Here is a 24,255-nt window from a genome sequence, read left to right as displayed (position 1 = left end):
AATATGAAAAAAAATTGATTATTTGCTAATTTGAGAATAGAAATTAACAACTGCTATTAAAAGCTCATCCATTGATTCTGAAGATTGTACCGGAGAATACTTTACAAGCTGAATTCTTTGCAATAAGCTTCTGTATTCATCAGCAATAGAAGCACTTTTATGACTTTCCAAATAGGTTGCAAAATCTTCTGAAGAGGTCTGAAGATACTGTTTTCTTATGTCAAGATCCAGTTCATCCAGGGTTTCAAAAAACTTTTGATAATCTCGGTTATCTTTAAGATTTTCTAAATAACTGAAATAATCGTTAACATCCGTTGTAAGCTTTTCTCTTATTTCCTTTTCTGTTTCAGCAACAGAACCAAGAGATTTAGGCTCTACATTTTCTTTAACTAAGGTACGCTTTTTTTGCCATGTCTTAAATAAAAGATAGGCAATGAATAATCCTAAAAGAATAAAGATATTGGTTAACAGGATATTCCAGTGGAACCTGCTTTTTTCTTTTACTTTCAGTGATGTGGTCTTCAAAACAGGAGTATCCACCGTTTCTAAAAAGCTGTTCGTGTATTCATTTACTTTTTCAACCGTTGAACGTGATTCCAGGATCTGCTCATGAGAAAATGCATTTAATGCCAAGGTTTCCTGACCAAGGTCTACATATTCTTTACTGGCAGGATTAAAAAAGGCAAACTGTTCTGTTTTAATGGCAATCGCTCCTGCCTTTTTAGGAATCACTACATAATTCGCTGAAATTTCTCCTTTGATTCCTGTTGTTCCCGGACTTACTTTGGAAGTGATTTTAGGGGCAAAAACATCATAATCCGGAGATGCCGCAATTTTCGGAAGTTCCATGTCTGACAGGTTTCCTTCACCTGAAACTTTAATCACCACATTCAGAGGTTTCTTGATTTCAGGTTTCTCTTTAGAAGCATTATACACACTTACATTAAAATTTCCCACGGCATTTTTAAAGCCTTCGGGAGATCCTTCCGGAAGTTTTCTAACATTAAGCTTTACTTTATTGGAAACAATTTTATTTTTATTGGCAAATGAACTTACTGAAGCTGATACAGAGGGAACCTCAACATATCCAGCTTCATTAGGAAATACCATGAATACAGCTAACACCTGGGAAGGCATATTTCCGTACCCGGAAGGATCAATTTCAGACTTAACAAAACTCACCGGATGTACATTGATATTGTCCTGTTCCGGAAGACGGATATTTTTCACCTTCCTTAAATTGTCCATATTTTTAGAATAGACTCTCAGAACGGCAATGGTAGGCTGATCCTGGTAGACTTCCCTGTCTTCGATTTCCATGTTCAGATAGACGTCATTCAATGTATTACTGGCGATGGGTTTCTTTTCTACATCCTTTATAAGTACATCAAAAGGTTCTGTTTTATAGATCTTATTATTGATGGTAACCAATACGGATCCTATTTTTATTTTCCCTTTTTTCTTGGGTTCAAGGGCAATTCTGGAAATTTTCTGGGTGATGAGGGTATTGGTCGCAGGATCAATGAATGTATTGGTTACAGATCCGCTTCCAATGATATTGAATTTTGACAAATCCGGAAGCTGTAAACCAGTCTGCTGTACAAGATCACTTCCGTTAAGTTCTAAAACAATGGTAAGATTAACAGGTTCTTTTCCGCTGTAATCGTTTTTATCAGATTCAAGAGACAGATTTACCTGTCCGTAAGAAATTACGGATGCGAGGATAAATAATATGTAAATAAATCTGTTCTGCATTACCAATCCTTCTCGTTGCTTTCAGGCATCGAATAAGAATTTTTGTTTAAAATTCTTCTGGCAGTCTCTTTTTCTTTTTCGTTTACTTTATCTAGAATTGCATTTTCAAGATTTTTCGGCATTTTACCTTCCTCATTCTGGTTTTGCTTAGGAGTATTCCCCTGATCGCTTTTCCCTTCATTCTGCTGGCCATTTCCCTGATCCTGCTTTTGATCTTTTTTATCACCTTTCTGATCATCTTTATTCTGATCATTACCGCCGCCTTTTCCTGAATTGTTCTGTTTATTTTGATTTTGCTGCTGCTTTTCTTTTTCTTTCAGCTTGGCAATCTCATAATTCTTTCTGGTGGCTTCATTGTAAGGATTCTGTTTGAGAGCCTGCTTGTAATAATCTGCCGCTTTTTCCGGCTGATTCATCTGCATGTATGTATTGCCCAGATTATGAAGTGCTGCCGTTTTATCAGGAAGGGTCTGAGAAAGCTTTTGCGCCTTATCAAACTCTGCCTTTGCTTCTTCATACTTTTTATTTTTATACAGTGCGTTCCCTAAATTATAATGTGCTGCAAAATCTTTTTCATTAGTTTTTATAGCTTCCATATACTTTGAAGAGGCACCATCATAATTTTTACCATCAAATTTTTGATTGCCTTCGTGTACCAAAGTCCGATAATTTTCCTGCCCAAACAAAATGCCTGAGAATGAGAAAGCAATAATAAACGATAAAAATAAAATTTTAGTATTCATCAAGTGCAAAATTATTCCTTTATATGTTAATAAACAGACTTGTATTTGTTAAAGTTCGGTTAAAGTATGGATTCAAATTCCTGAAAAATAAGGCCGGAAGCTATACATTAAAGTCTCTTTTGGGATTTAAAATAAAAATCAAAAAGAAAAAGAAGATAGATACTCCCAGAAAGTACTGATAATAGTGATTGGCATTTTGTGATTCTACCAATGTTTCAGAGGAAGATGATTTTCTGTTGACTGCATCAATAATTTTATTGGGAGCTTCATTCACATTGTTGCCATCTATATATTCTCCTCCGGTAGATCCTGCCATTTTCTTAAGCGCTTCCGTCTGTCTTTTAGAGATCACAGTTTCGCCGTTCATATCTGTTTTATAACCCATCAGCTGGCCGTATACATATTCGGGAACAGGAGCACCTTCATCAGAGCCTATTCCAACTGAATTAATGGTTATTCCTTCTTTATTCGCCAGTCGGATTGCTGCATTGTCATTTCCTTCGTTATCTTCACCGTCACTTAGCAGCACCACTTTCCTTGATCCTTTATCTACATTTTTAAATTTCTCTACCGCAGCCTGCATACCTTTCAGGAAATCCGTTCCCTGAATCTGCATAGAATTGGTTTCCACTGCGCTTACATAAGTTTCTGCAGAACTGTAATCTGTAGTTAAGGGCATGATAGAAGTAGCCTGCCCCGCAAAAATTACAATTCCGATTTTGTCATTCTTCATTTTCTGCATCGTACTGATCATGACATTTTTTGCTTCCAAAAGACGGCTTGGATCAATATCTTCTGCATTCATAGAATTGGAGACATCGAGCATGAAAATCACATTGTTCAACCTTTGCTTTGTTTTCACTTCTTCTGAACCACTTAACAGATCAATAATTGAAAATATTAAAAACAGCGTAGCAAGAAGATATAAAGCCGGAAAAAACTTCGTAAATCCTGATTTTTTTTCAAATAAGCTTTCATGAAACTGGCTGTCTGCAAAAACCTCTCTTTTCCTGTTTTTCCATTTCAGAAAACGGACCAAAAGAAATCCTAACAGCGGCAGAAGCAACAGTAACAATAAATACCAGTAATTTCCTAAAGACCAATTCATCAGCTTAAAAATTTATAAAATACCCATCTTAATATTGCGTCGAAAAACAGCATTCCTAATGCTATCCAAAGGAAAATTTTAAAATATTCATCGTAGTTATAAAGCTTCGAAACCTTTACATCCGATTTTTCCAATTGATTGATCTCGTCATATACTTCTTCCAGGCTGCTGTTGGAAGTCGCTCTGAAATACTTTCCACCGGTAGTCTGTGCAATTTCACGCAGTGTATTTTCATCAATCGTTACTTCACTTTCCGTAAAGATAAGGTCTCCAAAAATATCCTGCTGTGTAGGCATCAGCGCATATCCATTGGTTCCGATTCCTATCGCGTAGACTTTAATATCATTATTTTTTGCCAGTTCTGCAGCAATCTGAGGGGGGATCGCATTCTGAATATTGCTGACTCCATCCGTCATTAAGATCACCACTTTGCTTTTCGCTTTACTTTTGATCAAATGATTCACAGCTACAGAAAGTCCTTCTCCGATTGCCGTGCCGGGCTCAAGACCTGCTGAATTGAGGTTTTTAATTTCATCAATAACTACCTGGTGATCTGAGGTAACGGGTACTTTGGTAAATGCTTCTGCGGCATAAGCCACCACCCCTATCCTGTCATTGGGACGCTTCTGTACAAATTTCACCGCAATATCCTTCAATGCCGTGATACGGTCCGGTGTAAGATCCTTTGCAAGCATACTGAGGGAAACGTCTATTGACAACATAATGTCAACGCCTTTGGTATCGTCTCTGTTCTGCGAAATGGTAAAAGTTCTTGGTCTCGCCATAGCGATAATAAGAGCGGAAAGAATAATATACTTTGACATCTTCAACAGCACAAGCGCCGCCTGAATACCTCCACTTCCCTCCATATTCTGTACGGTGGGAACTTTTATGCCTTTCTTCTTCTGTTTCCCCGCATCTTTAATGAAGAGTGGAATAAACAGCAGGAAAAGCAGTAAAAACCAAGGGCTGTAAAATTCAAAATCAAAATCAAGCATCCTTTCTTAAGTTTTCGAATTCCAAATCTTTTGATGAACGCTTCACAAACTCACGGATATCTGTAAAATCTTTCTCCATAGCAGATTGATCCGGGAAGCTTTTGGCAAATTTCACCAAATCTCCTCTTAAAAATACATCCTCTACTATTTTTTCGTTTTCCTGGGAAATCGTATTATTTTTTTTCATTAACTGAATCAGATCATCGGTAAGAAGAACATCGGCAGGCAGCTGATACTGCTTACTGATGAATTTTCTGGAAATATCAATCAATTCAACATAGAATGAACGGTAATCTCCTCCTTCGATGTATTTTTTCTTTTTTAAAGAATCCAGTTCTTTTAAAGTCTGGTTAGTGGCAATAACAGGGTCGCTTTTTGATTTTCTTCCCCATTTTACAAACATAATAATCGCAATAATTAACGCAATCAGTGATAATGCTGCTAAAACATACCATTTGTACAGTTCCCAGTAATCTTTTGCTTCAAGCTTTACCTGTTTATTATTCATGATATCATTAATCTGATCTGCCTTTTGAGCGGTATTAATGACCTCAATTTCATAGGGAATTGTTTTTAAAATCTTGCCTCCAACATTGAATTCCAGCTCCGGAATGGTGAATTTACCTTCGTCATAGACGGAAAACTCAATCTTCCTTTCGTACGTTATGTAATTTTCCCCGATGTTGTCTTTAATTTCTTCAAAATGAAAAGGCAGTAACTCATTTTTGGGTGCTGAAGTAACCGGCCGCCTGTCAAGATTATCAATCCTTATAATGAGATGATTTATCTCCCCCAAAGCAATCGTACTCTTCTCGAGTTGGGAAGAAAGAATCTGTGAAAATGCATTAGCACAGATAAAAAAAGACAGTATTAAAAGTATTTTTTTCAATTTCAAACAATAATAATTTTTGGCTTACGCCTGTTTTGTATACGGATGGCCCTGTTATCCATTATTTCTTCTGAAAATAATTATACAGCAGTTTGGAATAATCCTCACCGGTATTCACATTCATAAAACTTGCCGAACTGTTGGCAAAATCTTCTTCCAACGTTCTTATTTTCTGCTTCTGGGCCTCTGCAAAAGTATACCTCCATCTTGCGTTGGATGTATTGGCCCAAACCTGTTTTCCAGTTTCCGCATCATAAAGAAGAGCATATCCCACATCGGGAATCTCATTATCTTTTTCATCATAAATCCTCATTCCCAGCATCTGATGCTTTTTTGAAGCAACACGGAGTATTTTGGAATCATAGGCATCTTCAAAATCTGAAAGAAGAAAAACCAGGGATTTCCTTTTGAAAACTCCCATCATGTATTCCAGTGCTTTGTCAATCTGAGAGACGGCCGGAACATAATCCGCCGTTAAAATATTGCTGATGATCGACAGGATATGTTTTCTGCCTTTTTGCGGTGGAATCACTTTATATACTTTATCCGCAAATAAGATCAATCCCACTTTATCATTATTCCCCGCTGCTGAAAAACCTAAACTTGCTGCAATTTCTGCAACGTATTCTCTTTTCAGCTGGTTTTTTGTACCATAGTCCATCGAAGCTGAAATATCCACCAGGATCATCATTGTCAGCTCCCTCTCCTCCTCCATTACTTTTACAAATGGCTCCCGGAAACGGGCTGTTTTGTTCCAGTCGATCCTTCTGATCTCGTCGCCAAACTGGTAAGGACGGACTTCCGAAAAAGTCATTCCCTGTCCTTTAAAAGCACTGTGATATTGTCCCATCAGAGAAGCTTCCGTCTTCTTACGAGTCCGGATTTCTATCTGCTTTACTTTTTTTACAATATCTTTAATCTGCATTGTTGGTTGACAGTTGTTGGTTGTTAGTTTTTGGCTCTTGCCTTTTAATTATTTTACTCTTTAAATTCAATCGATACATTAAACCATTCATCATCGAATTTTGGACTGTATTTTCTGTAAAAATTAATCGCGGGCTCATTCCAGTTCAATACCTGAAAAACCATTCCGCTGTATTGGTTTGATTTCCCGTATTCCAGCGTGGCGTCAAATAAATTCTTACCGATCTGCTTTCCTCTCAGTCTTTCTGTTACAACCAGATCCTCCAGATACAATCTTCTTCCTTTCCATGTTGAATACCGGTCATAATACAATGAAATCCCTACAATTTCTCCATCGAATTCCGCTACAAAAGCTCCCCAAACGGGCGATGCTCCAAAGCCGTCTTCAATAAATTCACCTAGTGTTAAAGTAACTTCATGCAAAGCTTTTTCATATTCAGCCAGTTCTTTGATGAGTGCTAACATTGAAGCACAATCCGTTTGAACAGCTTTTCTAATAATAACTTCACTCATTAGGGTGCCTGAATTTTTGCTAAAATCCTGTTGACGATTTCCTCTGTTGTAATTTCTTCTGCCTCAGCCTCGAACGTTAAACCAATTCTATGTCTCAACACATCTTTAGCAAGCTCTTTTACATCTTCAGGCACAACAAATGCTCTCCCTCTTAAAAAGGCGTACGCTCTTGAAGCAATCGCTAAGTTGATGGATGCTCTTGGAGAAGCTCCGAAACTGATATAGTTTTTAAGCTCAGAAAGGCCATAATTTTCAGGGTAACGGGTGGCAAAAACCATATCCAGAATATATTTTTCAATCTTTTCATCCAAATAGATCTGGTTGATGAGTTCTTTTGCCTCTACAATATCCTTAAGGGTAATCACAGGATTGATCACCGGTTGATGGGACGTGGAAACCATTCTCATGACGGTTCTCTCATCTTCAAATTTCGGGTAATCGATGGTGCATTTCAGCATGAAACGGTCACTCTGTGCTTCAGGCAGAAGATAAGTTCCTTCCTGATCGATCGGGTTCTGCGTGGCCAGCACCAAAAATGGTTTAGGAAGCTTCATCGTCTCGTCCCCGATGGTTACCTGTTTTTCCTGCATCACCTCCAGCAATGCGGACTGTACTTTTGCCGGGGCACGGTTAATCTCATCTGCAAGAACAAAGTTCGCGAATACGGGTCCTTTTTTTATGGAAAAATCATTGTCTTTGATATTGAAGATCATGGTTCCCACTACATCAGCAGGAAGAAGATCCGGGGTAAACTGAATCCTCGAAAAATCACCATGAACAGCTTCTGCCAATGTTTTTATGGCCAATGTTTTAGCCAATCCGGGAACTCCTTCCAAGAGAACGTGACCGTTACCCAAAAGACCTACCAAAAGGCGGTCGATCATGTACTCCTGACCTATAATAACCTTGTTGATTTCCTGTCTAAGAAGAGAAAACAAGTAATTCTTTTCCTTTACTTTCTCTGTTAGTTGACGAATGTCTTCTGCTTGATATGTATCTGGCATAGCTTGATTTAAAATAATTGGTAAATTTCTAATAAATACTTGCATTAGTCAACACAATTAATGCCATTTTTGAGTTAAAGTTTGTTAAATATTCTAGTATTGGCAACATATAGAGCCTTACTTCCTAATTGGTAAAATCAATTGAGGCTGCAAAAGGGATATTGCAGATTTTTATCAACAGTGAATTGAATCAGTATTATGTACACTGAGAAATTATATATCAGAATTTGAAACCGAGGTATTACAGTTTAGTGATGGTAATGGTAAATGTATCTTCCGGCATATCTTGCGTTTCTTCATAGGATCCTACATTCACAAAATAATCAGTTCCTGCGGTGGTTGTAATGGTCATTGTTTCTGCTGCTGCGGCACCTCCACTATCTGCTGTACCCACACATGCGAGGTTTCCACAGGCACCACTGTAAATATCCAGCTGGGGATCAAAAGCACTTCCTGCAAGCATCGTTATTTTAACGGTATATTGACCGCCGTCTCCGGTGAATTTAAACCAGGTTCCATCATTCATAGCATCAGGACAGGCATTAATAAATCCATTGTTGTTGGTCGCAGATATTGCATCACTCTGGGTATACGTATAAGGAAAAACCGATGCTACTAAAGCTCCGGAACATGCATCATTTATCGGTACAGGAGGAATCGTCTTAAAAACGGCCTCTGCACAGCCTGAAGATTGAGTATTTCCTGAAACAGCAGTTACTTTTAAATAATAATTGGTATTGGGAGCAAGAACTGTTGATGGAGAAAAACCAGTAGCCGTTACTGTTTGCTGATTGATAACATCAGTACTTCCCGGACTCGTTCCCAATGAAATTTTGTAAGAATCTGCCCCGGAAACAGGAACCCATTTAATATTCGGTGATAAGGAAACGAACTGGGTATTGTTGAGCGGATAAAGGAGTAAAGGACATGAAGGAGTAGCACTGGCTGTTAATCCTGAAAATGTAATTGCCGATTTGTAATCAGCTCTTATTCCACCGGGAGGAGAGGCTGGATCAACGACCGCACGATCTCCTTTATAATACAGCGTTGAATACGGAGTATATGGATATACGTGAAATGCTTCATCAAAATTATTAATATCAATACTTTGAGAATTTTCTTTTGCAGCAACAACTAAGTTATCCGTATTATTATAAGCAAACGGTGTGGTAAAAGTGACTTCCACCCTATTGTTATTTTTAGTCACACTTCCTGCATACACCTGAGTCAGCTGTGAAATGGGAATCCAGTCCGCACCGGATGTAAAAGCCGTCTTTGAAGTATGCCCCAGATAAACGGTCCAGTCCGAAGAATCTCCAATAGTAGATGACGGATCTGTATAAAATACAAGACCTGTGATATTTCCTGCTGCACTGGCATTTATTTCCTGCTTAGGATATAACTGCTGCACATAGGAATAGGAAAAAAAACTACTTACGGGTGCTGTTCCGACATTTGTGCTTCCAATATTTAAATTGATTTGGGCATTGAACATGCATGCCGCCAATAACAAAGATAAAAGTAAAATTTTTTTCATCTACTGATAAATTAATGTTGAACAATGGGCTAATTTAATGATAAATTTTCAATATTTCAATTAAATGTGATTTTTTAAAGAGATACACCAATACTTTAGACTTATATTTAATATATTTGTGATAAATACCGATCATATGTATAAAAAGCTATTTTTTCTGAGTCTTTTTTTTGCCGGCCTTTCCCATGCACAGACTACCTCAAGAATGGATGTGATTTCACAAGCCACCTATTATGACGGCTATGCAGCTACGGTATCCAATCCTGTTCCCACAGGTCTCATCAGGCTGTCCAATGCCAGATATGCCCGAAAGCTTACCGATGCAGAACTTGATTCTTTTAAAGCAAAAATTGCCATGAGGGTAACGATAGGTGCTCTTTGTGATAATTATGACCGTCTGGGAAGCGTCTATCTGGCGATGGTTCCCAAAAATCAGCCGACTTATACCATAGATGATACTACGGTAAAAAGAATTGAAATAGGCCGGTACATTACTCCTTTTATGAATAAAAACCGCTCTCCTCTGGAGGTTCCCTATACCTATAATTTAAGCAATCTGTATAATGTATTTCATGATACAGCATTACGCAACTCATATGATCTGTATATGGAACTGGATGTTTTCGGTGTTCCTTATGCTGCCCAAACTGAAGTGGCAGGATGCTCTGGCAGGAACGATGTTTTTTCCGGAACACTTACTTTTTTTTCAACAGATACGGGAGCCACATCTACCGATTATAATCAACTTCTTCCTTTATTAAGCAACAACAGACTTAATAACTACAACAGCACTGATGTTGCCGGTGAAACGGTAAGAATTGTAAACTTCAACCTATCAAATCCGGTTACCAATGCCCGCTTTTTTGTGATTTCTACTCCGCATGGTGCCAATAGCGGCGGTGAAGAATATGTAAGAAGACAGAATTACACCTATATGGATAACGTACAGGTTCTTACCTACACTCCGGGCGGAACTTCATGTGAACCTTACAGGATATACAATACGCAGGGTAATGGAATTTATGGTGCAGTTCCGAAAACATTTGATGACTGGACTTCATGGAATAACTGGTGCCCGGGGAATGCTGTTCCGATCAGAGGATTTACCTTACCTACTATGACTGCCGGAAATCACACCCTCAAACATACAATTCCAACGGCTGTTTTTAATCAACAGCAGGGAGATGTTTATTTATCTGTTTATATGCAGGGTAAAGGCAGTACTGCTCTTGATGTGAAGGACATTAAGACGATAGACGTCAGTATTTACCCTAACCCAACCTCTGATTTTGTTACTGTACAATCAAAGGTAGATGTAATGTCACTAACAGTTTTCAGTGTTGACGGAAAAAAATTATCAGAAAATTATAAAGAAAACAGAATTGACCTTTCAACGTATCCAACAGGAGTTTATTTTGTAACGATTGCCTTAAAGGACGGAACTACTTTTAACCATAAGATCATTAAAAAATAAAGAAAAATACATGAGTTAAACTTTAATAGAAGTTTGACAATATTGAAACTACGTACTCTCAGTACTAACATTTAAAAATATAAAAAAACCTCCTCTTGAATCTCATAGGAGGTTTTTTTATATGATCAACTCTATATTTGAAAATCTTAACCTACTATCTGCAAAAATCTGTAAATACAGTAAACAGGCATGATTCCCAAAAGCTTACAGACAGATAGGACAAAGAAATTCCATTTCTGAAAAATCGGTTGCCTGCATAACATATTTCCTTTACAGAAAACCTGAAATAATTTTTCACCTTAATTTTTCAATCAAAAATTGTCATTTCCAGTTTATTAAACTATTTTTGGTGATTAAAATTTTGTAAAATGAATTATCATTTTCAAGCCCACAGACAGGTAAGAAGAAACCTCCTGGATATCCTTCAGAACACTTCCCATGAAGATCTGCTGCTGATCCCGGACGGCTTCAACAATAATATGTATTGGAATATTGCTCATACAGTTGCTACCCAGCAATTGCTGCACTATTACCTGAGCGGCAATCCCTTCAGAATTGATAAATACTGGATTGAAACCTATAAAAAAGGAACCATGCCGAATTTAAATGTTCAAAAATCTGAAGTGGAAGACCTTGAATTTCTTTTAACGGAAACTTCAAAGACCTTAATGAAAGATTATGACAGCGATTTCTTTTCAGATTACACTCCGTACACCACCAGTTTCGGAATGGATCTTAAAAGCATTCAGGATGCCATTATCTTTAACAACATGCATGAAAGCCTGCATTATGGATATGCTATGGCACAAAAAAGAGCAATTTTAGGAGAAAAATATTAAAATGACAGACAAAAAAGACGATTTTATTTTCGGACTTCGTCCCGTGATAGAAGCTATTGAAGCAGGAAAAACAATTGACAAAATCTTTGTACAGAATGCGTTACAAGGAGAGATTTATGCAGAACTGAAAACGAGTTTATCGAAACATAAAATACGTCCTAATTACGTTCCTGTTGAAAAACTGAACCGTTTTACAAGAAAAAACCATCAAGGGGTGGTCGCTTTTATTTCAGAAGTTCCGTTTCATAAAGTGGAAGATATTGTTCCTCAATTATTTGAGCAGGGGAAAACGCCATTTCTATTAATTCTGGACAGACTTACCGATGTAAGAAATTTCGGAGCGATCTGCAGAACGGCAGAATGTGTGGGAGTAGATGCCATCATTATTCCGGAAAAAGGAGGTTCTCCTATTAATTCTGATGCTATAAAAACTTCTGCGGGAGCTATTTACAATATCAAAATCTGTAAAGAAGCTAATCTTGCCCACACAGTAGATTTTCTTCAGCAAAGCGGCATCTCTGTATTTGCAGCCACTGAAAAGGCACAAAAATTGATTTATGACGTGAGTTTCACAGAACCTTGCGCTATTGTAATGGGTAATGAGGAAACCGGTATTTCTAAAGAAGTACTTCATCATGCAGATGAAAAAATAAAATTACCTATTGAAGGAAAAACGCAGTCATTAAACGTTTCTGTAGCATGTGGAGCCATTTTATATGAGGCGATGAGACAGAAAATCACAGCGGTTCCTTCTTAAAAATTGTACCTGTTTTATTTTCTGCTTTATATTATTCGCAATAAGGATCATAATGAAGAAGGTGGATGGTATTTTGAAATGAACTGGATGAATTTTCACAAAGAAAAACGGTAGTTATCACAGAAAATATAATAAAAATAGTAGTAAAAATTAAAAAAAATCAAATGAAAAACATAGCAGCATTAATGCTTATATCATCTATTGCACTGGTGTCTTGTAAAAAAGAAACAAAGACCATCACTAAAGTAGATCCTAAAACAGGAAAAACCGTAACCGTAGAAGTTCCGGCTGATTCTGTAGCAAAAGTAGCAGAAAATCCAGCCATCAAAGACTCGTTGGGAATCTATACTCAAACATTTAAGCTTGAAAAAGGAAAAACATATCCGTTAACAACCTATCAGAGGGATACAAAGACGATGACGGATCCTCAGGGAAAAACGATTAACGGAACCAGCGAGGCTACCGATGAGATGAATTTCACCGTGGATGACATCAAAGGAAACGTATACGATCTTACTCTTAATCTTGTTGGAAAAAGAAATTCTCAAACCGCTCAGGGAAAAACGGTTATCGTAGATACCAAACTTCCAATTCCGAAAGAAGATGATCTTAAGATGATCTGGAACATCAACAAAGCTCTTACCGGGAACAAACTTAATATGAAAATGGACACGAAAGGAAATGTAATTTCTATTACAGGTTTCGACGCCATTTATGCTAAGGTTTCCAAAGCAGTAGGAACTCTTGTGAAGGAAGCTAACCAAAGAGAAAGTGTAGTAGCAAGCCTTAAAGAAAGTTTCAATGAAAAAGTGTTGAAAGACCAATTTTCTAAAAACCTTACGATTATCCCTAAAAAAGGAGCTAAAATAGGTGAGAAATGGACGAATACTGAAAATGCAGACCCAACCGGAAGCATTAAAGTAACGTCAAACTATGTGTTGAAAAGCGTAGGAAACGGTGTAGCGGAAATCTCTGTAACCGGAGGAATCCCTAAGAAAACCGAAAAGAAAGCACAAGGCCCGATTACCCACAGCATGAGCAGCGAGCTTGTTCAGAACGGGACTGTGAAGTTTGATCAAAATACAGGATGGATCACCAATCAGAATATCACCGTAAAAACCACACAAATTGAAAGCATTTCGGACGGAAAACAAACCCAGTCTATGAAAAGCGTTTCAAACTCTTCTGTTATGGTAAATCCTTCTGCAAAATAAGGTTGAAGTTTTAAAGTAAAAAATTATGAAGTACATTCTTGAACTGGTACTCTCTGCTATTATTATTTTCTTTGTCTGGAATATTCTCAGAAGAATTTTCTTCAAGACATTTTACAGTTATCGATTCAACAATAATCATAACAAGCAGCAGGATCTCCACAACTCGAATAAGACTACCAAGCCGAACCTGAAATGGGACGCGGAAACGGTAGACTATGAGGAAGTAAAAGAAAGTAAAGACAAAAGGTAAAATACCCAGAAATAAAAGATAATAACCAGCATGGCGAAAAATAAAAACTTAATTTATATTGCAATTTCATTCGTTGTATTTATAGTTTTAGCCTTTTTATATTCCACTCCTGTTTTTACAGGGAAACAGCTTTTCCAGCATGACATCGTTCAGTACAGAGGAGGCGCAAAAGAACTTCTCGACTACAGAGCAGATACCGGAAACGAAACCTATTGGAGTGATTCCATGTTTGGCGGAATGCCAACCTATCAGATGGGAAGCCAGTTTAAAGGGGATATCATCAAAAAGATTGACAGCAATCTTAATTTCCTGCCAAGGCCGGTTAATTACCTATTCCTGCTTTTTGCAGGTTTTTTCCTGTTGGGGATGGTCGTGGTAAGAAATTGGAAGTACGCCCTTCTGGGAGCAACTTTCTTTGGATTGTCCACCTATTTTTATATTATTATTGCCGCAGGACACAATGGTAAAGTAAACACCATTGAATATTTTGCCCCGCTGCTAGCCGGAATTTTACTGGTCTATATCCGGAAAAAATACATTCTCGGATTTATCGTTACGACTCTGTTTATGGGGCTGCAAATTGCTGCCAACCACCCGCAGATGACGTATTATCTGTTTCTGGCATTAGGATTCTTATTCATTTCTGAATTAGTAAGAGCCATCCTTAAGAAAACGCCAATGAAGCACTTTCTAATCTCATCAGCGATTATTGCAGGCGCTTGTATCATCGGGGTAGGAATGAATGCTCAGAGGATCATGGCTAACTCCGAATACATCAAAGAAACCGTTCGTGGAAAGCAGATTCTGGACACGGAAAGCCATACGTCAGGCAAATCAGGGCTGGATAAAGGAAGCATCTTAATGTGGAGCTACGGAAGGCTTGAAACCTTGAACCTTTTTATCCCAAGATTAATGGGTGGCGGAAGCCAGGAAGTGGAAGGAAAAGAGATGATGAACAAAGTTCAGGAAATGGTTCAGGAGAATGTGAGTTCACAGGCTGAAATGGACAGGATATCAAAAGGATTCGGCGGAATGACTTATTGGGGAGACCAGCCCGGAACTTCAGGACCTGCCTATCAGGGTGCTGTGGTATGTTTTCTTGCACTGTTAGGCTTCTTTTTTGCCTCCAAAAAATACCGTTACTGGATACTGGGAGCTTCTATTCTAACCATATTATTGGCTTGGGGAAGTAACTTTATGCCTTTATCGGATTTCTTCATTGATTATGTTCCGTTCTACAGTAAGTTTAGAGCACCATCTTCTATTTTGGTAGTCGTGGAATTGTTATTCCCGCTGATTGCCATTATTGGATTATATAAATTCTTTACCGATGAAAAGCTTACGGAAGAGTATAAAAAGAAAATCCTTCTGTATGCAGGTGGCGGAACTTTAGGATTTGTATTGATTCTTTTAATTTTCGGAAAATCGTTGCTTGGTTTTTATACCGACAACGAAAAACTATACTTCCCTCCTTTCCTGCTGGATTATCTGACGGAGGAAAGATTTAAATTATTTAAAATCGATGCAATCAAAGCATTCATTTATGTTGCGATAACCGCTGCAGTTTTATTCCTGGCTATGAAGCAAAAGCTAAGTCAGAATATTGCTTTAATCATTATTGGAGCAGTGAGTTTATTTGATCTGTGGACCGTAAATAAACGCTATTTAAATGATGAGAATTATGTAGATAAGGTATTTGCTGAAAATCCTTTCCAGACGGAAAGTTCAGATCTTATGACTGAAAAAGTGGCTGAAAACCCCAATCTTGCATCAATTTTATCAAGTGTCAACGTTAACAAAACCCTTGAGACCATTGCTGAAAAAGATAAAACCCATTATAGAATTTTCAATAATATTTTAGGGACATTTAGTGAGACGAATACCTCTTATTTTAAATCATCGATCGGTGGATACCACGCCGTGAAACTGAGAAGATATGATGATGTCATCAATGAATATTTTCAGGTGATGGATTCTGTAAAGGTTCCTAACATCCTTAATTTGCTGAATGCAAAATATTGGGTGGTAGGCGGACCGGAGCAGCCTCAGGCAATGCCAAATCCAAAAGCTAACGGAAATGCATGGTTTGTAAGCGATCTGAAATTTGTAAATACCCCCAACGAAGAAATTAAATCTATCGGAGTGATCGAGAGTAAAAGAACTGCAGTGATTGCTTCTTCGGATAAATCCTACTTTACGAACAAAACGGTTCAGGCAGATTCTACAGCATCTATTAATCTGACCAAATATCAGCCGAATGAATTGGAATTCAGATCAGAATCAAAAACACCGCAACTGGCTGTGTTTTCTGAAATTTATTATCCTCACGGCTGGAAAATGTTTGTTGACGAAAAAGAAGTTCCTTATGTCAAAGCAGATTACCTGCTCCGCGCTGTACACGTTCCGGCGGGAAGCCATCACATCAGAATGATTTTTGAACCTGAGGTGATTGAAAAAGGAAAATGGATCTCCTTGTTATGCTTCGGACTTTTCATCGCCTTAAGTGCCTTTGGGATTTACTGGATAAATAAAAATAAGAAGAAAGAAACTATAGCAAAAGCCTAACGAAATTGTATTCATACGGTTCTTAATTTCTTATCAATGGAACAGAAGAAAATACTGATTATCACCTATTACTGGCCTCCTGCGGGAGGTCCTGGTGTTCAAAGATGGCTGAAGTTTGCCAAATATCTTCCTGATTTCGGATGGAAGCCGGTAATTTACACCCCTGAAAATCCAAGCTATCCGTTGTTGGATGAAAGTTTATTAAAGGATATTCCGGGCGATCTGGAAATCGTTAAAACTAACATCTGGGAACCGTATCAGCTGGCAGAAAAGCTTAATAAAAGTAATAAAAAATTTAAAGCCGGCCAGTTTGATGTAGGCAGTAATCAAAGCTGGAAATCAAAGCTTTCGATTTGGGTGAGAGGTAATTTTTTCATTCCCGATGCCAGAGTTTTCTGGGTAAAACCTTCCGTAAAATTTCTGGAACAGTATTTAAAAGAACATAAGATTGACACGGTTGTGACTTCCGGGCCACCGCACTCAATGCATTTAGTCGGTTTAAACCTTAAAAAGAAACTTCCCCATCTAAAATGGATTGCCGACTTCCGTGATCCATGGACGGAAATATCGTATTATAAACATTTAAAGCTGACTAAAAGTTCGGACCGTAAACACAGACTGTTGGAAAATACAGTCTTCAACAATGCAGATATTACCCTGGCTACCAGCTATACTGACGCTGAAAATTTCCGCAGCCATGGGGCTAATGCTTTTTGCATAACAAACGGCTTTGACGAAACAGATGCTTCTGCTCCACTCCATATGACGACCGGAACAACAGGGCAATCCGGAAAGTTCACTTTAAGTTATATCGGTGTTTTGGAACAGCTCCGCAATCCTGAAAATCTTTGGAAAGTACTGGATGATCTGGTACAAACCGATACTGATTTTGCCGAACATTTTACCTTGAAATTCGCAGGTAGAATTGATGATAAGATCTTACAATCTATAGAAAATTCAGGGATAAAAAATCATATTCTGAATTTAGGGTATCTTTCTCATGACAAAGCTATTGAGGAGATGCAGCAATCGGATATCCTGCTTATTACCAATTTCCCTAATGAATCTTCAAAAGGGATTATTCCCGGGAAAATATTTGAATATCTGGCCACAGGGAAACAGATTATTTCCTTTGGACCTGCTGAAGCAGATGTTTCCAGAATTCTGGATGAAACGGGTGCCGGAAAGCATTTCAGCTATACCGATTCTGAATCTGTAAAGCATTTTATCCTGGAAAAGTTCGGATTGTGGAAAAAGGGACTTCTTCTTGAAAATGCTCAGAATATTGAACAGTTCTCAAGAAAAAATCTGACTAAAAAACTGGCTGAAATTTTAGAGTTTAAATAGTCCATTGATCGTTAATGACGGCGATCAGGTAGTATTTACCCTGAAATTCATCAAACACGAACCGGAGCGTTTTCCAATCCATTTCGCCATTCTTTTCAGTGCCTTTTATATAATTTTCGGTGAAGTCTTTTTTAGGATACATCTCTTTAAGATTATTCAATGAATTGCCTTTTCCCTGAAAGGTATTGACTGAATACTTACCTGATGTAAAGTCTTTGGAGAATACCCACTGGTTTAAATATTCATTGATTGTCACTTTATAGGCATCACCTGAGCCATCATGTGCTCCCCAGGTAAACAGGGTTTTCGTAGGTTGAAATTGTTCAAATTCAGCTTTGGAAAAATGTTTGTCTTCCTTTGGGTTTATAAAGGCATACATAGAAAAAGTGATTCCTTTTTCAGGATGGATAAAAGAGGCAAACGTTTTATAATCCTTAGCTTTCAGCGCTTTTAAAATATCATTATTGGTTTTCTGTAAAGCGACTTCCTTCATTGTTTTATTTTGAAATTCAATGTTGGTTTCTGTTTTTATCTGAGCCGTGGAATCTCCCGTTTGGGTAACTTTCTGCTCCGGATTTTTCTTACAGGCAATGACAAGACTGATTACAAATATGGAAGTGATTAATTTTTTCATTTTTGACCATTTAATGATAACAGGCACCAAAACTGATGCCAGCTTTCAACATATATCATATTGAAATTCACATTAAAATCCTGATTTTCTAAAACTTACAGCATTCTATTTTTAATGAATTGAAAATCTTTTTCAGGAATTTCTAAAAACCCAAACCGAAAAGAAAAGCCCCATTTCTTTTTATCAGCAATGAAATCTAATTGTTCAATAAGAGGAATAATCGATGTTTCTGCACATTCATAAAAATGTACATTTCTGCGAAACGGCTGGAAATCCGAAGACATCATTACGCCCTGGTACATTTCTTCATCTTTAATCTCCCCTATTGCCGTAAAACACTGGCATTTTTCATCTTTCTCAAAATACCGTTTGGGTGAGTAAAAAATAATCCAATCTCCGGTTTTAAGTCTTTGTAAGGAAGCTGCTTTTCCGTGATTCGCCTGCATGAATCCGCCTTCTACTCCTTTTTCAACATGATCTTTGGAGGCAACAGCTATATAATATTTCATTTCCTGATATTCATAATTTCAATGAAAGATAAGCAAGTTTTTCAATATCTTAGCATCATGGAAGTGTTAGATATTCTCATTGTCGGAGCCGGTCCCATCGGTCTCAACTGTGCTCTTGAAGCTAAAAAAAACAATCTTACCTATGTAATTGTAGAAAAAGGAACCATCGTCAATTCATTATACAATTATCCTTTATACATGCGGTTTTTTTCTACAGCTGAGAAACTGGAAATTGACAACACTCCTTTTATATCGACTGCTCCCAAACCCGGCAGACAGGATGCACTGGAATATTATCAGGGCATTGCCCGGCAAAAAGACCTCAACATTCATCTGTATGAAAAGGTCCTGAAGATTTCAAAAAACAATGATCTTTTTGATATTGAAACGACAAAATCAACTTATCAGGCCAGGAATGTAATTATTTCGACAGGATTTTATGACATTCCGAACACAATGAATATTCCCGGAGAACATCTTCCGAAAGTAAAACATTATTATACGGAACCTTATCCTTATGCCAGACAAAAAATAGTGGTGGTGGGTTCCAGCAATTCAGCAGTGGATGCAGCACTGGAAACGTACCGGAAGGGAGCTCAGGTAACGATGATTATCCGTCATTCTGAGATTTCAAAGAATGTAAAATATTGGGTGAAGCCAGACATTGAAAATAGAATTGCTGAAAGAAGCATTACCGCTCATTTTAATTCAGAGCTTATAGAAATCAAAGAACACACTGTTGTTTTTAGGGACGAACATCATCAGATCCATGAAATTGAAAATGATTTTGTATTGGCCATGACCGGATACCTTCCTGATTTCGATTTTTTAAGAAATTCAGGAATTGATCTTCAGGGAGACTGCCTGAACCCGGTTTACAATTCTGAAACTATGGAAACCAATGTTAAAAATCTATACCTGGCAGGCGTGGTTTGCGGGGGTAAGGATACCCATCTATGGTTTATCGAAAACTCAAGGATGCACGCTGACTTGATCGTCAAAAATATTCTTTTACAACAATAATTTTTCGTTTTACGAGATAAGATTTCATCCTTCATATCATACCGGAAAATAGGGGGAATTATCATATGAATTTTTCGTAAATTTTCTTATTCAGCCTTTCCAATTTGGCCATTTTTCAATAATTTAGTCCAATTAAAAATATTTACGATTTGTGTTCGAAATTAAGTTTTCGTTCAATGCATATCGTATTTCAATAGTATAATTCCGGTAACAAAATCTTATCAAAAAAATCGAAAAATGAAATTGATTATAAGAACTTTATTCATCATTGTATGCTCTTTAACTGTATTGAATTGCAATTCTCAAAAAAAAGAATCTTTCCAGCCTAAGGTTGTATACCAATCGAATGATCTAACTATAACTCAAATTTCTGAAAACTCATATGAACATACTTCTTATCTAAAAACTCAGGATTTTGGAAATGTTTCCTGCAATGGTTTGATTGTAAGGAACAATAATGAAACAATTATTTTTGATACAACCACCAAGGATAAAAGTTCTGAAGAGCTGATCCAATGGGTAACCGGAACTCTTAACTGTAAGATAAAGGCCATTATTCCGACTCATTTTCACGAGGATTGCCTGGGAGGTCTTAAAGCGTTTGATGATCATCATATCCCCTCTTATGCATCTGTAAAAACAGTAGAACTGGCTAAAGAACATCATGTTACCGTTCCCAAAAACAGTTTTAATGATGCTATGGTACTAAAACTTGGTAATAAAGACGTTATTGCCAGATTTTTCGGGGAAGGACATACCAAAGATAATGTTATAGGATATTTCCCCAGCGAAAATATCATGTTCGGAGGCTGCCTGATCAAAGAAATAAATGCGACCAAAGGATATCTAGGAGATGCAAATGTTACGGCCTGGTCCGGGACAGTAGAAAAAATTAAGAAGCAATATCCCAATGTGAAAATCATTATTCCGGGGCATGGAGATTATGGAAACAGCAAATTGCTTGAGTATACGATTAATTTGTTTAAAACTAAATAAAACATATTTTATAAAGATATAATTAAACCATCTTATCGATCTAAATAAATCCGTCTCATTGGTTGTGAGACGGATTTATTTTATTTAAAAATGTTTCAATACATGAAATATTTCAATATAATCATTCGAAAAAGCTTTAATAAATTCGTAAATTGCAGTAACAGCTATGCTATAATTGTATATTCCAGATCAATTCGCTAAATCAAATCAATTCTTAAGATGGTAACCTACGAAAATTTACATGATACCCTATCATTTTACAGCATTGACTGCCGCCAATCTTACTATATTTCATCCGGAAAACCCATTTTTAATTTCCCTGATGCTCCTTTCAGAATGGATTATTACGCATTATGTGTTTGTATTGCAGGAAAAGTAACTATTGAAATAGATAATGAAAAATACCATATCGGAAGCAACACTTTTCTTATCGCAGCTCCTTCCACCATTGTCCGTTTTGTAGAAACCAGTAAGGATTTTAAGATGAAATTACTGTTTTTTGATAAAAATTTCCTGCTTAAAAATATATCCAATCCTTTCATTATTGAGAAAATGAATATCTTCTGCAAAGGATCCTACAGCATTGCCACTACTTGTGATAAAAATGCTTCACAGCTGGTTACCCTACTTGAATACCTGGAAAAAAAATCAAAAGAGAATGGTAAATTTACAGAAGAAATCATCCGTACCATTATTTTTAATCTGTTATTGGAAGTTGCAGAAATCATTAACCGGGAACAGCATATCTATCCTGACCAGGAAGACGCAAAAAAAGATCTTTACCTTAGATTTAATAGGCTTGTACAGGAAAATATCCGGCAGTACAGAACGGTGCAGCTGTATGCTGATAAGCTCTTTGTTTCCAGTAAATATCTGATAGAAGTCGTGAAAAAGGCAAGCGGAAAAACACCTCATCAGGTGATTGATGAAATATTACTGAAAGAAGCTTACATTATGCTTGGGAATTCCGCCATTACGATCTCTGAGATTGCTTTTGAATTACAGTTTAATTCGGCATCTGCGTTCGGCCGTTTCTTTAAAAAACATACTTCCTGCTCACCTTCCGAATACCGCAACAAAGAAAACATACAGTCCTAAGAATTTGGGGACGACAATTCTGACATTAGGGACATAAGATCACTGCTGAATGGAGGTACCTTTATATTGTTAATTAAAACAATACAAAATGAGTATAATCAATTCAAAATTCGAAAAAGTTTTAAATGCTTCTACTGAGTTCGGAAAAGTAAACCACGAACCGGATTCAAGCAAAGAAGTTCAGATTAACACCCCTGAAAAAACAATGCCTTTTTCAGACCAAATCGGAAACTACCAGCGTAATAAAGGAATTCCTACAAAATCCTATGAAAACAGTAAAATTTATATTGTTGGAAGCGGTATTGCAGGGATGTCCGCAGCATATTATTTTATCCGGGATGGTCATGTGCCCGGCAAAAACATCATCTTCCTGGACCAGTTGAATGTAGAAGGCGGATCTTTGGATGGCGCCGGAAATCCTGAAGACGGCTACATCATCCGTGGAGGCCGTGAAATGGATATGACGTATGAAAACCTTTGGGATCTGTTTCAGGATATTCCCGCATTGGAACTTCCGGCTCCTTACAGTGTCTTGGACGAGTACCGATTGATTAATGATAATGATCCCAACTATTCTAAAGCGAGACTGATTCATAATCAGGGAGAGATAAAGGATTTTAGCAAATTCGGGTTGGAGAAAAAAGACCAGCTGGCTATTGTAAAGCTTTTATTAAAGAAAAAAGAGGATCTTGATGATCTTACGATTGAAGATTATTTCAATGAAACTTTCCTTAATAGTAATTTCTGGTTCTTCTGGCGTTCCATGTTTGCTTTCGAAAACTGGCACAGTTTACTGGAATTAAAACTGTATATGCATAAGTTCCTGCACGCAATAGACGGAATGAAAGACTTCTCTTGCTTGGTGTTCCCTAAATACAATCAGTATGATACATTTGTCACTCCACTGAAGAATTTCCTTATTGAAAAAGGAGTACAGATCCAGCTGAATACGTTGGTAAAAGATCTGGATATCCACATCAATACAGAAGGAAAAACAGTAGAAGGTATCATTACGGAACAGGATGGTAAAGAAGTGAAAATTCCTGTAGGTAAAGAAGATTATGTGATCGTAACAACAGGTTCTATGACGGAAAATACCTTTTATGGGGATAATAAAACGGTTCCTATCATTGAGATTGATAACTCCACCAGCGGACAAAGTGCCGGCTGGAAATTATGGAAAAACCTGGCTGCCAAATCTGAAGTATTCGGACATCCTGAAAAATTCTGCAGTAATATTGAAAAATCTTCATGGGAATCTGCAACGTTAACGTGTCGTCCTTCTGCCTTTACAGAGAAATTAAAGGAATTATGCGTTAATGATCCTTATTCCGGAAAAACCGCTACAGGAGGAATTATTACGGTAACAGACTCTAACTGGGTCATGAGTTTTACCTGCAACAGACAGCCGCACTATCCTACGCAACCCGATGATATTTTAGTGGTTTGGGTATATGCCCTGCTGATGGATAAAGAAGGAAATTACATCAAAAAAACAATGCCGGAATGTACCGGAGATGAAATTTTAGCTGAGCTTTGTCATCATCTCGGTCTTACTGATAAGCTTGATAATGTGGTAGAAAATACGATTGTACGTACTGCATTTATGCCGTATATCACGTCCATGTTTATGCCGAGAGCGAAAGGTGACCGTCCAAGAGTCGTTCCTGAAGGCTGTACCAATTTAGGATTGGTTGGACAGTTTGTGGAAACCAATAATGATGTGGTATTTACCATGGAAAGTTCTGTGAGAACAGGAAGAATTGCAGTGTATACTCTTCTCAACCTTAACAAACAGGTACCGGATATTAATCCACTTCAATATGACATCCGCCATTTACTGAAAGCAACTCAGGCATTGAATGACTATCAGCCATTCCTTGGAGAGGGCATTTTAAGAAAAATTCTGAAAGGAAGTTATTATGAACATATCCTGGTAGACCGTCCTGAAGAAAAAGAAGAACATGAGTCTTTTTTTATGGAACAGATCAATAAGTTCCAGGACTGGATTAAGGGAGTAAAAAGCTAACTTATATTCATGCTTAAACAAAAAACAGGACCTGCAACGGGTCCTGTTT

The 24,255-nt window shown here is 37.4% G+C and carries 22 protein-coding genes; 11 read left to right on the top strand and 11 right to left on the bottom strand.

All coding sequences use genetic code 11. The features are described from left to right. Positions 1 to 18: 18 nt before the first annotated feature. The 9 genes from IW15_RS07035 to IW15_RS21920 form a co-directional block, all read right to left on the bottom strand. Positions 19 to 1,755: a BatD family protein gene (locus IW15_RS07035; RefSeq protein WP_034710207.1), complete on the bottom strand. Its 1,737-nt coding sequence runs from the start codon at positions 1,753 to 1,755 to the stop codon at positions 19 to 21. Further along, positions 1,755 to 2,498 (bottom strand): tetratricopeptide repeat protein, encoded by a 744-nt coding sequence (locus IW15_RS07030; protein WP_051881818.1) that lies wholly within the window; start codon positions 2,496 to 2,498, stop codon positions 1,755 to 1,757. Before IW15_RS07030 ends, IW15_RS07035 begins: the two co-directional genes overlap by 1 nt. Positions 2,499 to 2,598: 100 nt before the next feature. Further along, a complete protein-coding gene (locus IW15_RS07025) occupies positions 2,599 to 3,606 on the bottom strand; it encodes a vWA domain-containing protein (protein ID WP_034710206.1) in 1,008 nt (335 codons plus the stop codon). Beyond that, complete coding sequence (locus IW15_RS07020; protein WP_034710204.1) at positions 3,606 to 4,604, bottom strand: VWA domain-containing protein; 999 nt, start codon at positions 4,602 to 4,604, stop codon at positions 3,606 to 3,608. The genes IW15_RS07025 and IW15_RS07020 overlap by 1 nt, the downstream gene beginning before the upstream one ends. Next, positions 4,597 to 5,493, bottom strand: a complete 897-nt coding sequence (locus IW15_RS07015) for a BatD family protein (protein WP_394331239.1) — start codon at positions 5,491 to 5,493, stop codon at positions 4,597 to 4,599. The genes IW15_RS07020 and IW15_RS07015 overlap by 8 nt, the downstream gene beginning before the upstream one ends. Positions 5,494 to 5,554: 61 nt before the next feature. Continuing rightward, positions 5,555 to 6,418 carry a DUF58 domain-containing protein gene (locus IW15_RS07010; protein WP_034710202.1) on the bottom strand — a complete coding sequence of 288 codons (864 nt, stop codon included), beginning with the start codon at positions 6,416 to 6,418 and terminating at the stop codon, positions 5,555 to 5,557. 53 nt (positions 6,419 to 6,471) lie between these two features. Beyond that, positions 6,472 to 6,930: a GNAT family N-acetyltransferase gene (locus IW15_RS07005; protein WP_034710201.1), complete on the bottom strand. Its 459-nt coding sequence runs from the start codon at positions 6,928 to 6,930 to the stop codon at positions 6,472 to 6,474. After that, positions 6,930 to 7,934 carry an AAA family ATPase gene (locus IW15_RS07000; protein WP_034710200.1) on the bottom strand — a complete coding sequence of 335 codons (1,005 nt, stop codon included), beginning with the start codon at positions 7,932 to 7,934 and terminating at the stop codon, positions 6,930 to 6,932. The genes IW15_RS07005 and IW15_RS07000 overlap by 1 nt, the downstream gene beginning before the upstream one ends. A gap of 241 nt (positions 7,935 to 8,175) precedes the next feature. Next, entirely contained in the window at positions 8,176 to 9,471 is a 1,296-nt protein-coding gene (locus tag IW15_RS21920) for a hypothetical protein (RefSeq protein ID WP_131368517.1), read from the bottom strand. A 136-nt stretch (positions 9,472 to 9,607) separates the two neighbouring features. On the opposite strand from IW15_RS21920, the gene IW15_RS06990 reads away from it, so the two are divergent. The 7 genes from IW15_RS06990 to IW15_RS06960 all read left to right on the top strand — a co-directional run bounded on the left by IW15_RS06990 (position 9,608) and on the right by IW15_RS06960 (position 17,917). Then, positions 9,608 to 10,945: a peptide-N-glycosidase F-related protein gene (locus IW15_RS06990; RefSeq protein WP_034710199.1), complete on the top strand. Its 1,338-nt coding sequence runs from the start codon at positions 9,608 to 9,610 to the stop codon at positions 10,943 to 10,945. Positions 10,946 to 11,313: 368 nt separating this feature from the next. Beyond that, positions 11,314 to 11,784, top strand: coding sequence for a DinB family protein (locus IW15_RS06985; protein WP_034710198.1), 471 nt, complete (start codon positions 11,314 to 11,316; stop codon positions 11,782 to 11,784). Between the two features lies 1 nt (position 11,785). Next, positions 11,786 to 12,541, top strand: coding sequence for a 23S rRNA (guanosine(2251)-2'-O)-methyltransferase RlmB (gene rlmB, locus IW15_RS06980; protein ID WP_034710196.1), 756 nt, complete (start codon positions 11,786 to 11,788; stop codon positions 12,539 to 12,541). 164 nt (positions 12,542 to 12,705) lie between these two features. After that, positions 12,706 to 13,755 carry a DUF6263 family protein gene (locus IW15_RS06975; RefSeq protein WP_034710195.1) on the top strand — a complete coding sequence of 350 codons (1,050 nt, stop codon included), beginning with the start codon at positions 12,706 to 12,708 and terminating at the stop codon, positions 13,753 to 13,755. A 25-nt stretch (positions 13,756 to 13,780) separates the two neighbouring features. Beyond that, a complete protein-coding gene (locus tag IW15_RS06970) occupies positions 13,781 to 14,005 on the top strand; it encodes a hypothetical protein (RefSeq protein WP_034710194.1) in 225 nt (74 codons plus the stop codon). Between the two features lie 30 nt (positions 14,006 to 14,035). After that, positions 14,036 to 16,570 (top strand): YfhO family protein, encoded by a 2,535-nt coding sequence (locus tag IW15_RS06965; protein ID WP_034710193.1) that lies wholly within the window; start codon positions 14,036 to 14,038, stop codon positions 16,568 to 16,570. 36 nt (positions 16,571 to 16,606) lie between these two features. Continuing rightward, the gene (locus IW15_RS06960) at positions 16,607 to 17,917 is read left to right on the top strand and encodes a glycosyltransferase family protein (RefSeq protein ID WP_034710191.1); all 1,311 of its coding nucleotides are present in this window, start codon (positions 16,607 to 16,609) and stop codon (positions 17,915 to 17,917) included. On the opposite strand, the gene IW15_RS06955 is transcribed toward IW15_RS06960, so the two are convergent. Both IW15_RS06955 and IW15_RS06950 read right to left on the bottom strand, forming a co-directional pair. After that, entirely contained in the window at positions 17,910 to 18,551 is a 642-nt protein-coding gene (locus IW15_RS06955; protein ID WP_034710190.1) for a hypothetical protein, read from the bottom strand. The two genes, IW15_RS06960 and IW15_RS06955, sit on opposite strands and share 8 nt — an antisense overlap. 95 nt (positions 18,552 to 18,646) lie before the next feature. Continuing rightward, positions 18,647 to 19,060, bottom strand: a complete 414-nt coding sequence (locus tag IW15_RS06950; protein WP_034710189.1) for an EVE domain-containing protein — start codon at positions 19,058 to 19,060, stop codon at positions 18,647 to 18,649. A 57-nt stretch (positions 19,061 to 19,117) separates the two neighbouring features. On the opposite strand from IW15_RS06950, the gene IW15_RS06945 reads away from it, so the two are divergent. The 4 genes from IW15_RS06945 (at position 19,118) to IW15_RS06930 (ending at position 24,206) form a co-directional block, all read left to right on the top strand. Next, the gene (locus tag IW15_RS06945) at positions 19,118 to 20,083 is read left to right on the top strand and encodes a YpdA family putative bacillithiol disulfide reductase (protein ID WP_034710324.1); all 966 of its coding nucleotides are present in this window, start codon (positions 19,118 to 19,120) and stop codon (positions 20,081 to 20,083) included. A 237-nt stretch (positions 20,084 to 20,320) separates the two neighbouring features. Continuing rightward, on the top strand, positions 20,321 to 21,079 hold the full coding sequence (gene bla / locus IW15_RS06940; protein ID WP_034710188.1) for a subclass B1 metallo-beta-lactamase: 759 nt from the start codon (positions 20,321 to 20,323) through the stop codon (positions 21,077 to 21,079). Between the two features lie 219 nt (positions 21,080 to 21,298). After that, positions 21,299 to 22,177, top strand: a complete 879-nt coding sequence (locus IW15_RS06935) for an AraC family transcriptional regulator (protein WP_034710187.1) — start codon at positions 21,299 to 21,301, stop codon at positions 22,175 to 22,177. Positions 22,178 to 22,265: 88 nt separating this feature from the next. After that, complete coding sequence (locus IW15_RS06930) at positions 22,266 to 24,206, top strand: oleate hydratase (protein WP_034710186.1); 1,941 nt, start codon at positions 22,266 to 22,268, stop codon at positions 24,204 to 24,206. The last annotated feature ends 49 nt before the right edge of the window (positions 24,207 to 24,255 follow it).

Origin of the sequence: Chryseobacterium soli, from assembly GCF_000737705.1 — a bacterium.
GTDB lineage: Bacteria > Bacteroidota > Bacteroidia > Flavobacteriales > Weeksellaceae > Chryseobacterium > Chryseobacterium soli.
The sequence above is the reverse complement of the archived record's forward strand: the minus strand, read 5'-3'. Positions and strand labels throughout refer to the sequence as shown.